Genomic DNA, 14,220 nt, shown 5'->3' with positions numbered 1-14,220 from the left:
GGCACATACCGGGGGAGAGGCTTTCATCAGTGGCTGTGTTGTCAGTACCGAGGACCACCAGGGGCGTTCGGGTCCGGGTTGAGTCCGCCGCACATGGCCCCAGTGACCCGTTGAGCGTGTACGAGGCCCTGTCACACGTCCGGTCCGCGGGCGACGTGTACCTGCTGGAGAGCCTGGACGGGCCGGCTCAGGACCGGTTGTCCGCGGCCGTGGGGTGGGGGCTGCTCGCCGAGCTGAGGGTGTTCGCCGGGCGGGTGGAGCTGAGCGCCCGCCCCGAGCTGGGGGCGGTGCTCGGGCCCCTGCTCGGGGGGACCGAGGCCGGCAGCGGGTGGGTGTGGGAGGTGCGGGGGCCCGAGGAGGTGTGGCGGATCCTGCGGCGGTTCCAGGGCGCGTTCGAGGTGGACACCGAGGTGCCCACCGACACCTTCGCCTTCGGATTCCTCACCACCCTGTCCTACGAGGCGGCGTGGAACATGGAGCAGCTCCCGCAGAGCCAGGACGAGACGGACGTCCCGCGTTGCACCCTCGCGCTGTTCCGCGACACGCTCTGGTACGACGTGCCCACCGGTTCGGTGCGCCACCTGTCGGCGCGGTCTGATCTGTGGCCGCGGGACACGGGGCAGCCGCTGGCGGAAGTGCTGGTGAAGGCCGCCGCGGCGGCGGTTTCGGAGACGGCCGTGCCGCCCGCACCGGCCGCCCGGTCCGTGCGGGGCACGGTGGACGAGGAGACCTTCGCCAAACGCGTGGACCGCTGCCTGAGCCACATCCGGGTCGGTGACAGCTACCAGATCCAGATCGGCCACCGCTTCGACGTCGAGACCGACCTGACGCCCAAGGAGGTCTATCGGCGGCTGCGCCACCGCAACCCGTCCCCGTACATGTACCTGGTCCCCTGGGCCGGGCGGACGGTGATCGGCGCCAGCCCCGAGCTGTTCATCCGCATCGCGAACGGCACCCTCTCCATGCGTCCCATCGCGGGCACCGCGCCGCGCGCCGCCGACCCGGCCGAGGACGCCCGCCGGGTCGCCGGGCTGCGGGCCAGCGCCAAGGAGCAGGCGGAGCACGTGATGCTGGTGGACCTGTGCCGCAACGACATCGGCCGGGTCTGCCGCCCGGGCACACTGGACGTCGGCACGATGATGGAGGTCGAGCCGTTCGCGTACGTGCACCACCTGGTGTCGACGGTGACCGGCGGGATCGACACGGATACGGACGTCTGGGCGGCCGTCTGCGCCACCTTCCCGGCCGGCACCATGACCGGGGCGCCCAAGCTGCGCGCCATGGAGATCATCAACGACATCGAGGACGACGCGCGCGGCATCTACGCGGGCGCCCTCGGCGTGGTCGACGTGCGCGGCTTCACGATGCTGGCGCTGTGCATCCGTACCGCGGTCCACGACGGTCACCGCTACTCGACCCAGGCGTCGGCCGGCATCGTCGCCGACTCCACCCCCGCCGGAGAGTGGCGGGAGACCCTGGCCAAGATGAGCGCCACGTACTGGGCGCTGACCGGTGAGGAACTGCTTCCGTGAAAGTCCTGCTCGTCGACGCGTACGACAGCTTCAGCCACATCATCGACCAGTACCTGCTCATGCTCGGCGCGCGGACGGAGGTGGTCCGCTCGCGGACCCGCTCCGTGGAGGAGCTCCGGGCGTCCGCGCCCGACGCGGTGGTCCTCGGCCCGGGGCCGGGGCACCCCGCCGACTCGGGGCACGTGGAACTCGTGCACGCCTTTGCGGGACAGGTGCCGCTGCTCGGCGTGTGTCTGGGGCACCAGGCCATCGCCCTGGCCCACGGCGGGCGGATCGCGGTGGCGCAGAACCTGATGCACGGCAAGACCAGCCCGGTCGAGCACGACGGGGAAGGCGTCTTCGCAGGGGTGCCGGGGCCGCTGACCGTGACCCGCTACCACTCGCTGATCGTCACCGACCCGGTACCGCGGGACCTGCGGGTCACGGCGACCTCGCTCGACGACGGGTACGTCATGGGCCTGCGGCACCGCACGCTCCCCGTCGAGGGCGTGCAGTTCCACCCGGAGAGCGTGATGACGCAGGAGGGGCTCACGCTCTTCGGGAACTTCCTCGAAGGGGCTCGAAGCCCGGCGGCCCACTGACCGGTGGCCGCCAGGCGCACCACCGCACCACCGCACCACCGCAGCACCGCAGCACTGCTTCGCCGCTTCACCGCACCACCGTCACATCCACGGGGGAACACGGAAATGAGCACAGCAGAACGCACACCGCCGCCGCTCGCCGTCGTCACCGGCGGCGCCGGGGCCATCGGGCGGGCCGTCACCGCCGCGCTGGCCGGAGCGGGGCACCGGGTGCTGTCCGTCGACCGGTCCGACGCAGCCGATCCGGCGGCCCACGGCACGCTGGTGGCCGACCTCGGTGACCCGGCGGCCGTCGAGAAGACCTTCCGGCTGATCGACGAGGAGTACGGGCTGCCCGCGGTCCTCGTCAACAACGCCGGGATCTACGAGGCACGGGACTTCCTCGACTACCGGCCCGAGGACTACCGGCGGGTCTTCGACGTCAACGTCGGGGCGGCCTTCTTCGCCACGCAGGCCCTGGCCCGCGGCCTGATCGCGGCCGGCCTGCCGGGCAGCGTGGTCAACATCGCCTCCATCAGCGGACAGTCCGGCAGCCCCGACAGCGCGTACGGAGCCTCCAAGGGAGCCGTAATCGCCCTGACGCTCGGCCTGGGCCGCTCGCTCGCGCCGTACCGCATCCGCGTCAACGCGGTGGCCCCGGGGCTGATCGACACCCCGATGGCCGCCCGGATCCCCGCGAAGCGCGCCCAGGACTACCGGGACCGCATCCCTCTGGGGAGATTCGGCGCCGCGTCCGAGGTCGCTTCCGCCGTGCTCCACCTGGCCGGCCCCGACGCGGGCTACACCACCGCGAGCGTCCTGGACGTCAACGGCGGCCTGCACTGACCCGACCTGACCGGACCGGGTAACGCAGGCCGGCCGCCGTACGGGGCACGGAGCCGTACGGGCCCGTCCGCCGGGCGCACCCCGGCGCACGGGGGACCGACCCCGCACATCGGCGCCCCACATCGGCGTCCCGCGCCCGGAGCCCCGTACTGCCCCCGCGCGCACGCCCCCGCACGCCTCGCCCATGCCTCGTCCGTCCCACGCGTGTCGGACATGACCGAGAGGACCCACACCATGTGGCTGCCCACCCAGGGCTCCGCCGCGGAGTTCGCGGAGCGCTACCTCGCCCTGCACCAGTCCTTCTACGACCGCACCCTCAGCGCGCAGGCCCTCGACGACTGGCGCGCCCGCCAGCTGCGCACGGTGTTGGAGCAAGTGCGCGCCGGTTCGCCCTTCTACGCCCGCCGGCTCAGTGGCGTGGACCTGGACGCCGTCACCCCGGCGACGCTGGCGGAGCTGCCCTTCACCACCAAGGCCGACCTGCGCACCGAAATGCTGGACGTGCTCAGCCGTCCGCTGTCCGAGGCGGTGTTCTTCTACGAGACCACCGGCACCACCGGCGCGGCTACCCCCTGCCCACGTGATGGCCGCGAGGTCGTCGCCAGCAACGCGCACGTCACGGAGTCCTGGGCGTCGATCTTCCGGCACCACTTCGGGGGCCACCGGCCCCGCATCGGGCTGATGGGCCCCACCGAAGTGCACTCCTTCGGGGACACCCTCGGCGACGTGGCCCGCAACACCGGCTCGATGAACGCCAAGATCTGGCCGTACTCCCCGGTGATCGGCTTCCCCAAGGCCCTCCAGCTGATGAAGGAGCTGGAGCTGGAGGTGATCTGCTGTACGCCGGGCGTGGCGCTGACCCTGGCCAAGGCCGCCGAGCACTTCGGCTACGACCTGCGTCGGGACTTCGGCGTCAAACTCCTCTTCGTGACCGGGGAGATGTGCACGCCGGCGCTGGCCACCAACCTGGAGTCCGTCTGGGGCGCCGACGTCTACAACATCCTCTACGGCTCCCAGGAGGCCTTCGTCATCGCGACGGCCTGCCACCGCAAGCGGATGCACCTGTCGCAGACGAACTACCTCATCGAGGTCGTGGACCCGGAGACCGGGGAACCGCACGGATCCCACGGCAGTGGTGAACTGACCGTGACGATGCTGGTGGACGGGGTGAAGCCGCTGGTGCGCTACCGCACCGGCGACGCCGTCGTCATCGAGCCGTCCGACTGCGATTGCGCGATGCCCGGTGACGTCGTACGCATCGTCGGCCGCACCCTCGACCGGCTCGTCCTCGGCGGCCGGCGCTTCACCGCCGGGCAGATCGAGACCGCCGTACTGACCGGGGTGACCGGTTCCGTCGGATACCAGGTCGTCATCGATCGGGACAACACCGGCCAGGACCAGCTGACGGTCCGCCTCGAACTCCTGAAGGGGCTCGCCGAGGACCCGGAGGGACTCGCCGCCGCGGTCTCGGCACGGGCCGGCGAGGCCCTGGGCGTACCGGTGGAGACCGAGCTCAGCGACGGTCTCGACCCGATCGTCAGCACCGGGGCCTTCGTCAGCTGGAAGGCCGCCCGCATCGTCGACCGGCGCTCGGCGCCCGACCACGAGACCCAGGTAGCCCAGCGAATGGCGGCGAACCGCGGCTATGAGCGCTGACACCGCCCGGCGGCTCACCGAGGAGTACACCGCGCGCTGGAACAGCCTGACCGCCCTCTGGTCCGAACGGCCCGGCACCACCCTGGGCACGCTCGGCCCGTCCGGGACCTCCAGCCATGTCGCCGCCGGTCCGCTCGTGGAGCGTTACGGCCTGGACATCAGGCTGTTCAACACCTTCGACGACGTCCTGGCGGCGCTGGTCGACCGGAAGGTGGACTACGCCCTGGTACCCAGCGCCTACCAGGGGCTGACCCGCTTCCACTGGCACCGCGACCTGCGGCTGGTGGCGTTCTTCCCGCAGGCGACGCCCGAGTACGGGATCGCGTCCGCTCCGCACACGGCCGTAGTGGACGAAGACACGGGACCGCTGCGCGTCGCCGCCATGTGGGAGGTGCGCCGGATCTACGCCGAGGTGGCGCCCGCCGCGCTCAGCGGGCGCGAGGTGAGGTGGGTGGACGTCGACTCCACGCAGCACGCCGCCGAGCTGCTGGCGGCGGGCGGCGCTGACCTGGCGGTCACCAACGCGCCCGGGGTACACGCCCACGGGCTGGGCTGGGTGGCCCGCAGACCCGGGGCCGAGATCGTCTGGACGGTCTTCGGCCACGCCGGCCCGTCCCACACCTGAACGCCGGACCCGGCCGGGCTCGACCACGCCGGACCGGCCCCATCACGCCGAACCAGGCTGGAGACGGCCGAACACGGGGGAGCACAGACCATGCCACGCAAGACCCTGCTGCACCGCGCCACCGTTCAGGAAGGCCTGGGCCGGGCGTCGGTGCCCCGCCGCAGCGTGCTGCTCGACGGAGACCGCGTCGAGGCCGTCCTGCCGGAGGACCTCGCGCCCGTCCACGCGTCCGGTGTGGACGTCCTGGACCTCGACGGCCGCACCGTCATGCCCGGGATGACGATCGGGCACACCCACATCGCCTACCTGAACGTGGTCGACGGGCGGGAGATGCTCTTCAAGCACTCCATACCCGAGGTCACCCTCGCCGCCGCCGAGAACGCCACCCGGCTGCTTCCGCTCGGCTACACCGCCTTCGTGGGCGCCGGTTCGGTCGCGGGCATCGACATGGCTCTGCGCCGGGCCGTCGACTCCGGGCGGCTGCGCGGCCCGCGCATCACCCCGTGCAGCCGGGACCTGATGGTGTCCGGACCGCCGGAGCGACGCAATCCCGAGGTCAAGAAGCGGATCCCGACCGACCTGATGCGGCTGGCCGACACCCCGGAGGAAATGGCCGCGTACGTGGCCGGAGAGATCGCCGAGGGCGCGGAGATCGTGAAGGTCTTCTCCTCGGGCGACGACACCTTCCCGAACGGAAGGTCACACGAACTCCTCTTCACCGCCGAGGAGTTGAAGATCGCCAGCCGGACGGCGCACGAGCACGGCGCGCTGATCCGCGCCCACTCCCGGGGCCTCGGCGGCATCCGCAACGCCATCGCAGCCGGGGTGGACGTGATCGACCACGCCACCTACGCCGACGACGCAGCGCTGGAGGCCATGGCCGAGCGCCGCATGTTCGTCGTCCCCAGCCTGCACCAGCCGCACAAGCTCCTGACCACCGGGACCCAGCACGGCAAGACGCCGGACTACCTGGAGACGCTGGAGTTCCAGGCGGAGATCGACAACACGCTGCGGATCCTGCCGCTCATGGTCGAGATGGGCATCCCCATCGTGGCAGGCGACGACTTCGGCTTCGCATGGACCCCGCACGGCAGCTACGCGGAGGAACTGGAGACCTACGTGACTATGGCGGGCATCCCCGCGGCCACCGTGCTGACCTGGGCGACGGCCAACGGCGCACAGCTCGCAGGGCGGGGGGACGAAGCGGGCACGGTCCAACCGGGACGCCTCGCGGACCTGGTGATCACCGGCGGCGACCCGGCCGAGGACATCACAGTCCTCAGCCGTCCCGGCGGCATCGAGGCGGTCCTCCTCGGCGGCGAGTTCGTCGCCGGCGACCCCGCCGCCTTCCGTACGGGCCCGGGCGCGGGTACGGATACGGGCGCAACCGACGGCAGCCCGGCCAAGGCCGCGGCCGACGGCAGCCCGGGAAAGGGCGCCCGTGCAGACGCCCGTACCACGCTCGGAGCCGTGTGATGGCCGCGGTCCCCGCCCGGCTGCCCGTCCTGCCGCTGCTCGCCGTCGGCGCGTTCGCGATTGGGACGGACACCTTCGTGGTGGCCGGTGTCCTGCCGGAGGTGGCCGCCGACCTCGCGGTGAGCCACGCCGACGTCGGCTGGATCAGTACGCTCTTCGCCCTCACCTACGCCGTCTTCGCCCCGGTGCTCGGCGCGTTCACCGGTGCCTGGGAGCGGCGCGCGGTCCTGGTGGTGTCCCTGGCCGGCTTCGCCGTCGGGAACATCGCCTCCGCGCTGGCCCCCTCCCTCGGCCTGCTCTTGGCCGCTCGGGTGCTGACCGCCGCGTGCGCCGCGCTGTACATCCCGGCGGCCTCGGCCTCCGCCGCCGCCCTGTCCCCGCCCGAACGCCGCGGCCGGGCCATGGCGGTGGTCCTCGGCGGGCTGTCCGCGGCCACCGTCGCCGGTGTCCCGTTCGGCACCTGGGTCGCCGCCGACCTGGGCTGGCGCGCCACGTTCTGGCTGCTCGCCGGGCTGGGCCTGGTGTGCGCGGCCGCCGTGGCCCTCTGCCTGCCCCGGCTGCGGCTGCCGGCCTCGCCCGGTCTGGCCGCCCGGCTGGCGCCGGCCAGGGACCCGCGGGTGCTGCTCACCGTGGGCACCACGCTGCTGTTCATGACGGGCGGCTACCTCTGCCTCACCTACATCGGCGCGGTCCTCGAACCCGTCACCGACGGCGACGGCTCCGTGCTCGCCCTGCTGCTGCTCTCGTTCGGTGTCACCGCGATCGCCGGTACGGCGCTCGGCGGCCGGGCGACGGACCGCTATGGCGCCACCCCGGTGCTCGCCGTCTCGGTCGCGGTGCTCGCGGCGGTCCTGGCGACCCTGCCGCTGACCCGGAACACGATGGCGGGCGCCGTCGTCTCGATGGCGGTGTGGGGCCTGGCCGCGATGGCGACCCAGCCCCCTCAGCAGCACCGGATGTTCGCCATCGCGCCCACCTCGGGTCCGCTGCTGCTGTCGCTGAACTCCTCGGCCACGTTCGTCGGGATCTCGCTGGGCGGTTTCCTCGGCGGGCAGGTCATCCGGGACGGCGGAGCGGACGCGCTGGACGCCCTCGGGGTGTTCGGTGGCTGCCTGGCCGCGCTCTCCCTCGCCACCGCCTTCGCGGGCGCCCGCTTGCGGACCCGCCAGGAACCCGCTCTCGTCACCGAGTCCCGTTGACCGGCCCACTAGGGGGAACCGTGAAAGGCCAGCACGTGGAAGGCCGACGCCCCGTCGTCCTCGGCATATCCGGCTCCGAACGGGCCGGCGGGAACACCGATCTCGCCCTCGCGCACGCGGGCGCACTGGTGGCACTGCGGGACGCAGAGTTCCGTACCGTGGCCCTGCGTGACCACCGCATCTCACCGTGTAGTCCCTGCGGCGACTGCAACTACCGCGCCGACCCCTGTGCGCTGCCCGACGCCATGCCGCAGATCGTCGAGGAGATGAAGCGGGCCGACGGCATCATCTACGCCACACCCGTGCACGGATTCGGCCTGGCCCACCTGATGCAGATCTTCATCGAGCGGGCGGGCGTGGGCTTCCTGCGCTTCGAGCGGCCCCTCGCCAACAAGGTGGGCGGGATCATCGTCACCGGCCGGCGCTACAGCGAGGCGTCCGTGCACAACCAGCTCGTGGACAACCTGCTGCTCAACCGGATGATCCTGGTGGGCAGCGGTTTCCCGGCGCTGCTGCGCAGCACCTCCCGGGAGCCGGCCCTGACGGACACCGAGGGACTGGAGGCGGTGGAGCGGATGGTGCACCGGATGCTCGACATGATCCTGCTGCTGCGGCGCCACGAGGACGTCACCGGAGAGGCCGTCCTGCCGTTGGATGACCGCAATGAACGTGTCGTGCGGGTACGTACGCACTGAACCGGTGGCCGGATATGTCCACATGTCAAGACTGGTACGGACCACGGTGTCCTGAGTGGCCTTGGGCGGGTTCCGTCCGGCTGTTGGAATGATCACGCGAAGTACGCGCGGCAAGTGAATCGGGAGAACCCTTTGAAAGCCCCAGCACTGAGCGCAGGCCGTAAGCCGTCCGGATCGGCTGGAACGGCCCGCTTCTGCGCAGTCGCGGCAGCGGTCGACCCCGCTGCCCTCGGCGTCCTGCTCGATGAGCGGCGCCGGGAACTGGCGCGACGGTCCGACGTCGCAGACGTGTTCGCGCGCGCGGCCGAGGTCGCGCGGGTCTACGCCCGGTGGTTCGAGGCCCAGGGCCACACCTGTCCGCTGCCCGGCCAGATCGCCGCGGCCCGGAGCAAGGGCCTGCCCTCGATCATGCCGGCCGTCGACACGCTGCTGTATGCGGAGCTGACCACCGGGGTACTGATGGGCGTCCAGGACGCGGACGCCATCGACGGCGAACTGCGCTTCGACTGGGCGTGCGAGGGCGAGTCCTTCACCGGGTTCCGCTCCACCGTCACCTGTGTCCGCGACGAGCCCGTGGTACGGGACGCGACGGCGATCGTGGCCTCGGTACTCCAGGGCCCCGATCGCCGCACCAGCGTCACCAAGAGCTCCCGGCACCTGGTCTTCACCGTGTACGACGCCCCGGGGCTGCCCGCCGAGGCGTTCGACGCGGGGGTGGGTGTGCTGCGTGAACTCCTCACGGCGGCCGGGTCCGAGCCCGAGGTGTCGGAGGTGCTTCTGTGAAGGGTGTAAGCGCGGCCGAGTGCGAGCGGCTTTCCCAGGACCCGCTGCCCAGCCGCCACCAGCGCCGCATCCTCATATCCGCCGATCCGGACGGCACGTCCACCGGCCCGGACGACGCTGGACCGGCCGACCTCCAGCGGGCCGCGGCCCGCTGGCAGCGCCAGTACGTCGGCGGGGTCTACGTCCGCGTACCGGGTGACGCCGCCCGGCAGAACGCCACCGTCGCCGGGTTCACGGCCGCCGGGTGCACCCTGCAGGCCATCCACTTCTACCGGCCCGCGGACGTCTCCGCGCTGTCCTTACTGGCAGGGCGCATCGACACCCTGCCCCTGGACGCGGAGTTCGACCCACTCCGGGCGGCGGAACTGGTGCTGCTCGGAGCGACCGACGTGGTCGGCCCCTATCCGCAGCGGGACATGGACGCGGCACGTTCCGCGGCCGCGTACGTCAACAGCCGGCTCGGTGAGGGCGTCCTGGCGTTGCCCCTGTTGACCCGGGTGCCGGGACCCACGGTCACGGCCGGGGGGCCGGAGGGGCCCGCGGCCCCGGGTCGGGCCGCGCTGGAGGACCACTTCGCCGACACTGCGCGGGCACTGGCGGCCGAGGCCGAGAGCCGGCTGGAGGTCTTCGACGCACTGGACCGCTTGCCGGGCGGCGGGAACGCCCTGCCCTTCTCGGCGGCCCTCGCCGGCGAATGACCCGGCGCACCACCGACCACACCGTTTGAAGCGTCACCAGCGATCCGGGGGGAACCGCGATGCGCACCACGACCACCGCCACCACTACGACGACTCTGCGCGCCGTACTCGATTTCGACCTGGCCGACTACGTCCGCCACGCCCGCGCCGCGGGCCGCGACCACCTTGACCCCGGACTGCGCGCCTGGATGGCCGAGGCCTACGAGGACATCGTCGTCCTCCTCGCCCTGGACCGTGACCGGCTCACCCGTCAGGAGCGGGCCGTGCTCCGCTTGGCCGAGCTCGTCTTCCAGGCGGAATGGAAACTGGCCCTCCCCGACGGCGAGAGTCCCCAGGAGGTCGCCGCCCGTGGCGGCGGTCCCCTGGACCGGCGCGGCAAGCGCTACCAGCCCTACGGCAACGTCCGTCTCCTCAACCACGTCCTCGGCACCCGCGCCCACGTTCCTGACGGAGCCGTCGAGCGGGCCTGCTGGCAGGCGATCCGCGCCATCGCCGCGGGCTGGCGGGCGTACGAACAGCGCACCGTCGAGGGCACCGAGAAGTGGGCCCAGGACGCCCTGCCCAGCGCCGCGCAGCTCACGGAACGCATCGCGCGGCTCGGCTCGCTGGTCTCGCTGACCGCCGGGCGCGCCCCTGCGCTGCGGCCTGCCTCCGTCGAACCGCCCCGCCACTGGCAGGATTACCTGCTCCCGCACGGCCGCGCCGACATCCTGGAGCACCTGGCCGTCCTCCCGCAGACCACCCAGCACGACGAGGTCACCTTCCTGCGGGTGATCCACCTCGTCGAGGCCACCACCTGGGGCGTGCTCACCCGGGTGATGTCCGCCGCCGAATGGCTGCGCGCTGGGCGGTGGGAGTACGCCACCGAGTGCCTGGAACGCGCCGCGACCATGGCCGCCGCGCAGACCGAGGCGCTGCTCGTGCTGCGCAGGACCATGCCCGTCGAGCACTTCCACGGCTTCCGGGCGGCCACCGGTGACGCCAGTGCCGTCCAGGCCTTCCCCACCCAGCTGCTCCACATCCACCTGCTCGGAGTTCACCCCGAGAAGGTCGAGGCACTCGGAGAGGCCACCGAGAACTCCTATGTACTGATGCACCAGAACCCGGACTTCGAGCCGTTGCGGAGCCTGCTGCGCAGGGTGCCCGACGAAGGGTCCGGGCAGCGGGTACTGGACGCGGCCCACCGCCTCGACCAGGAACTCTTCGCCTGGCGGAAGGTCCACTACGGGGTGGCACTGCGTTACCTCTCACCGGGGGCAACCGGCTCGGGCGGCACCTCTGGCGCCCCGTACCTGCGCGGCTTCTACCAGGACCGGCTGTTCGACGCCGACCGCACGCTGCTGCCGCAGCACCGCGCGGCGGGGACAGCCGTGCTCGATCCCTGGATCCGGGCCCGCTCCGCGCTGTCTCCCTTCAACTGACCGGAAGGGAAACGCCGTTCGTCCGGGGAGGCGTACCGTGCGGGATCACTCCTCGTACGCCTCCCCGATGCGTCGGATCGCCTCCGAGATGCCCGACCGGCCCATGGCCGTGTACCCCAGGACCAGACCGGGCAGGGCGGTGCCCGGCCGGTCGTAGAACACCCGGCCGCCCTTGACCAGGACGGACCGTGCCAGCGCCCGGGCCACCAGCCGCTCCTCATCCGCGCTTTCCGGCAGCGTCGCGAACACGTGCAGCCCGGCCACCGGACCCACCAGCGTCGCGGCCGGCAGGTACCGCTCCACGGCCTGCATCAGGGTCCCGTGCTGCGCCCGGTAGCGCGTCCGCATCCTGCGCAGGTGACCGTCGAGCAGCCCGCTGCGCAGGAAGTCCGCGAACGCCAGCTGCATCAGTCCGTCGCCACCCAGGTCCCGCCTGACCCGGACCATCTCCGTCACCCGCGTCAGCTCGGGCGGCAGCACCAGCCACCCCAACCGCAGACCGGGCGCGAGGAGCTTGCTCGCCGTACCGGCGTAGATGATCCGCTCGGGGCTCACGGGCTGCATCGCGAGGTGGCGGCCGCGGTGGTCCAGCCACAGCCCGCCGTCGTAGTCGTCCTCGATGATCCAGCCGCCGGTGTCCTGCGCCCAGCGCACCAGCTCCTGCTTGCGCTGCTGGGACATGGGGACGCCCAGGGGGAACTGGTGCGAGGGCGTGACCAGCACGGCCCGCACCCCGCTGGCGTAGAGCGGTTCGATCTCCACCCCCTCCGCCCCCACCGGCACCGCCACCGTCCGGATGCCGTTCTCCTCGATGAACTGACGCTGCCGGTCGTGGCTCGGGTCCTCGACCGCCAGCCGGTGCACGCCCAGTTCGACCAGGGCCGCGCAGATCAGCCCCAGACCGTGCGCGAACCCGCCCGTCACCATGGTGTTGTCGGGGTGCCCCAGCACACCGCGCACCCGGCCGAGGTAGGTGATCAGCTCCGTGCGCAGCTGGTCGACACCGAGCAGCGGCGGATAGCCGAGCCCCTGGTAGCGGGCCGTTTCCACCGCCCGCTGGTAGGAACTCGTCCACTCGCGGTGCGGAAAGGTCGCCGCGTTCGGCGTACCCGGCAACAGGTTGAACCGGGCCGGGGGCACCGTCCGGTCCACCAGCACCACCGGCTTCCTGATCCGGGTGTCGGCATGGGCTGCCACCCGCGTCCCCGACCCGCGCACCGACTCCAGCAGCCCCTCCCCGGTGAGCTTCTCGTACGCCTCCACCACCACGCTCCGGGACACCCGGAGGTCCTGGGCGAGCTGACGGCTGGACGGCAGCCGGGAACGGGGCGCCAGCCGGCCCTGTTCCACCTGGCGGCGCAGCTGGTCCGCGATCTGGGCGCCCAGTGGCTCGGGCCCGTCCCGACGGACCTCTAACACGACGTGCCACGTCATGGAATCCCCCTGTTCAAACGTGTGTTGCGTCAATCACGAACTTACAGGCGGACTGCGATTGGTCCGGTTCCGAGCCGGTCAACTGGTCTGGCGTGGTGTCACCTGGATTCGCAGACTGAGTTCCGTGACAGCCCGCGAACTGACGACGACCTGGCCGGACCTGCTCGATTCCCTGCTGGACGGGCAGGACCTGGCGGCGGCCGAAACCTCCTGGGCCATGGAACAGGTGATGACCGGCGGGGCGACCTCCGCCCAACTGGCCGCGCTGCTCGTCGCGCTGCGGGCCAAGGGGGAGACGGCCACCGAGGTGCGCGGCTTCGTCGACGCGATGCGCGCCCACGCCGTGCCCCTGGACGTGCCGGGCCCCACCATCGACGTCGTCGGCACCGGCGGCGACCGCGCCCGTACGGTCAACATCTCCACCATGGCCGCCGTCGTGGCCGCCGCGGCCGGGGCGCGCGTCGTCAAGCACGGCAACCGGGCCGCCTCCTCGTCCTGCGGGTCCGCCGACGTCCTGGAGGCGCTGGGCGTCCGGCTCGACCTGCGGCCCGAGGACGTGGCCCGGACCGCCGCCGAGACCGGCATCACCTTCTGCTTCGCCCAGCGGTTCCACCCGGCCCTGCGGCACGCCGCCCCAGCCCGCCGGGAATTGGGCATCCCCACCGTCCTCAACCTGCTGGGCCCGCTGACCAACCCGGCTCGCCCCGCGGCCCTCGCGGTCGGTACGGCCTTCCCCGACCGGGCCCCGCTGCTCGCCGAGGTCCTCGCGCACGGCGGCGGATCCGCATTCGTCTTCCACGGCGACGACGGTCTCGACGAACTCACGGTCACCACGACCTCCCGGGTGTGGAGCGTGTACGGCGGCGAGGTGCGGGCCGAAGCCTTCGACCCTCGCGACGTGGGCATCGCCCCGGCCCCGGCCGAGGCCCTGCGCGGGGCCGACACCGCCCACAACGCCCGGGTGGCCCGCGCGGTCTTCGCCGGGCAGCGGAGCCCGGTACGGGACGCCGTCCTGCTCTCCGCGGCTGCCGCCCTCACCGCGCTGGCCGCCGTGGAGGACCCGCGGGTGGCCGCTCTCCCCTTCACCGAGCGGATCGGGGACCAGCTGGAACGGGCCGCCGAGGCCGTCGACTCCGGCGCCGCCACCGCCCTGACCGGCCGCTGGGCCGAGGTCTCGGCCAAGTTCGCGCCCTGACCCGGCGACCCCGTACCCGTAGCCATTCCTCCGCTCGCCTTGCGCTCCGCGACGACCGGCCGTCGCACGGCCCGCGGCACGCAGCCGTTCCCGAACCGAA

General features: G+C 72.4%; 13 protein-coding genes. 12 read left to right on the top strand and 1 reads right to left on the bottom strand.

All coding sequences use genetic code 11. From position 1 onward, the window contains the following. The first annotated feature begins 116 nt into the window (after positions 1 to 116). From AC07FY_RS28960 to AC07FY_RS28910, 11 genes are all read left to right on the top strand, one after another. Positions 117 to 1,532 carry an anthranilate synthase component I family protein gene (locus AC07FY_RS28960; RefSeq protein WP_479012055.1) on the top strand — a complete coding sequence of 472 codons (1,416 nt, stop codon included), beginning with the start codon at positions 117 to 119 and terminating at the stop codon, positions 1,530 to 1,532. After that, complete coding sequence (locus AC07FY_RS28955) at positions 1,529 to 2,113, top strand: anthranilate synthase component II (RefSeq protein ID WP_361760190.1); 585 nt, start codon at positions 1,529 to 1,531, stop codon at positions 2,111 to 2,113. Before AC07FY_RS28960 ends, AC07FY_RS28955 begins: the two co-directional genes overlap by 4 nt. Before the next feature lie 105 nt (positions 2,114 to 2,218). After that, a complete protein-coding gene (locus AC07FY_RS28950) occupies positions 2,219 to 2,938 on the top strand; it encodes an SDR family NAD(P)-dependent oxidoreductase (protein WP_479012007.1) in 720 nt (239 codons plus the stop codon). A gap of 213 nt (positions 2,939 to 3,151) precedes the next feature. After that, a complete protein-coding gene (locus AC07FY_RS28945) occupies positions 3,152 to 4,594 on the top strand; it encodes a phenylacetate--CoA ligase family protein (protein ID WP_479012004.1) in 1,443 nt (480 codons plus the stop codon). Further along, positions 4,584 to 5,219 (top strand): hypothetical protein, encoded by a 636-nt coding sequence (locus AC07FY_RS28940; RefSeq protein ID WP_479012001.1) that lies wholly within the window; start codon positions 4,584 to 4,586, stop codon positions 5,217 to 5,219. The genes AC07FY_RS28945 and AC07FY_RS28940 overlap by 11 nt, the downstream gene beginning before the upstream one ends. A gap of 90 nt (positions 5,220 to 5,309) precedes the next feature. After that, a complete protein-coding gene (locus AC07FY_RS28935) occupies positions 5,310 to 6,695 on the top strand; it encodes an amidohydrolase family protein (RefSeq protein WP_479011998.1) in 1,386 nt (461 codons plus the stop codon). After that, entirely contained in the window at positions 6,695 to 7,894 is a 1,200-nt protein-coding gene (locus tag AC07FY_RS28930) for an MFS transporter (RefSeq protein WP_479011995.1), read from the top strand. Before AC07FY_RS28935 ends, AC07FY_RS28930 begins: the two co-directional genes overlap by 1 nt. Positions 7,895 to 7,914: 20 nt before the next feature. Next, positions 7,915 to 8,589, top strand: coding sequence for a flavodoxin family protein (locus AC07FY_RS28925; RefSeq protein ID WP_479011993.1), 675 nt, complete (start codon positions 7,915 to 7,917; stop codon positions 8,587 to 8,589). Between the two features lie 288 nt (positions 8,590 to 8,877). Next, positions 8,878 to 9,372 (top strand): phenylalanine--tRNA ligase beta subunit-related protein, encoded by a 495-nt coding sequence (locus AC07FY_RS28920; protein ID WP_479011990.1) that lies wholly within the window; start codon positions 8,878 to 8,880, stop codon positions 9,370 to 9,372. Continuing rightward, positions 9,369 to 10,070, top strand: a complete 702-nt coding sequence (locus AC07FY_RS28915) for a hypothetical protein (RefSeq protein WP_479011988.1) — start codon at positions 9,369 to 9,371, stop codon at positions 10,068 to 10,070. The genes AC07FY_RS28920 and AC07FY_RS28915 overlap by 4 nt, the downstream gene beginning before the upstream one ends. A gap of 59 nt (positions 10,071 to 10,129) precedes the next feature. Then, positions 10,130 to 11,491: a recombinase family protein gene (locus tag AC07FY_RS28910; protein ID WP_479011985.1), complete on the top strand. Its 1,362-nt coding sequence runs from the start codon at positions 10,130 to 10,132 to the stop codon at positions 11,489 to 11,491. Positions 11,492 to 11,536: 45 nt separating this feature from the next. Here AC07FY_RS28910 and pdxR read toward each other — a convergent pair whose 3' ends face one another. Beyond that, entirely contained in the window at positions 11,537 to 12,925 is a 1,389-nt protein-coding gene (pdxR, locus tag AC07FY_RS28905) for a MocR-like pyridoxine biosynthesis transcription factor PdxR (protein WP_361760161.1), read from the bottom strand. 124 nt (positions 12,926 to 13,049) lie between these two features. Between pdxR and trpD the strand changes: the two genes are divergently transcribed. After that, positions 13,050 to 14,120, top strand: a complete 1,071-nt coding sequence (trpD, locus tag AC07FY_RS28900; protein WP_479011982.1) for an anthranilate phosphoribosyltransferase — start codon at positions 13,050 to 13,052, stop codon at positions 14,118 to 14,120. Positions 14,121 to 14,220 lie beyond the last annotated feature (100 nt).

The organism is Streptomyces sp. NPDC045967 (assembly GCF_056430495.1).
The sequence above is the reverse complement of the archived record's forward strand: the minus strand, read 5'-3'. Positions and strand labels throughout refer to the sequence as shown.

What these genes read in the sequence shown, in the direction of transcription:
- pdxR (WP_361760161.1), bottom strand. Translation starts at nt 12,925, where the DNA reads ATGACGTGGCACGTCGTGTTAGAGGTCCGTCGGGACGGGCCCGAGCCA.
- AC07FY_RS28935 (WP_479011998.1), top strand. Translation starts at nt 5,310, where the DNA reads ATGCCACGCAAGACCCTGCTGCACCGCGCCACCGTTCAGGAAGGCCTG.
- AC07FY_RS28950 (WP_479012007.1), top strand. Translation starts at nt 2,219, where the DNA reads ATGAGCACAGCAGAACGCACACCGCCGCCGCTCGCCGTCGTCACCGGC.
- AC07FY_RS28945 (WP_479012004.1), top strand. Translation starts at nt 3,152, where the DNA reads ATGACCGAGAGGACCCACACCATGTGGCTGCCCACCCAGGGCTCCGCC.
- AC07FY_RS28940 (WP_479012001.1), top strand. Translation starts at nt 4,584, where the DNA reads ATGAGCGCTGACACCGCCCGGCGGCTCACCGAGGAGTACACCGCGCGC.
- AC07FY_RS28910 (WP_479011985.1), top strand. Translation starts at nt 10,130, where the DNA reads ATGCGCACCACGACCACCGCCACCACTACGACGACTCTGCGCGCCGTA.
- AC07FY_RS28930 (WP_479011995.1), top strand. Translation starts at nt 6,695, where the DNA reads ATGGCCGCGGTCCCCGCCCGGCTGCCCGTCCTGCCGCTGCTCGCCGTC.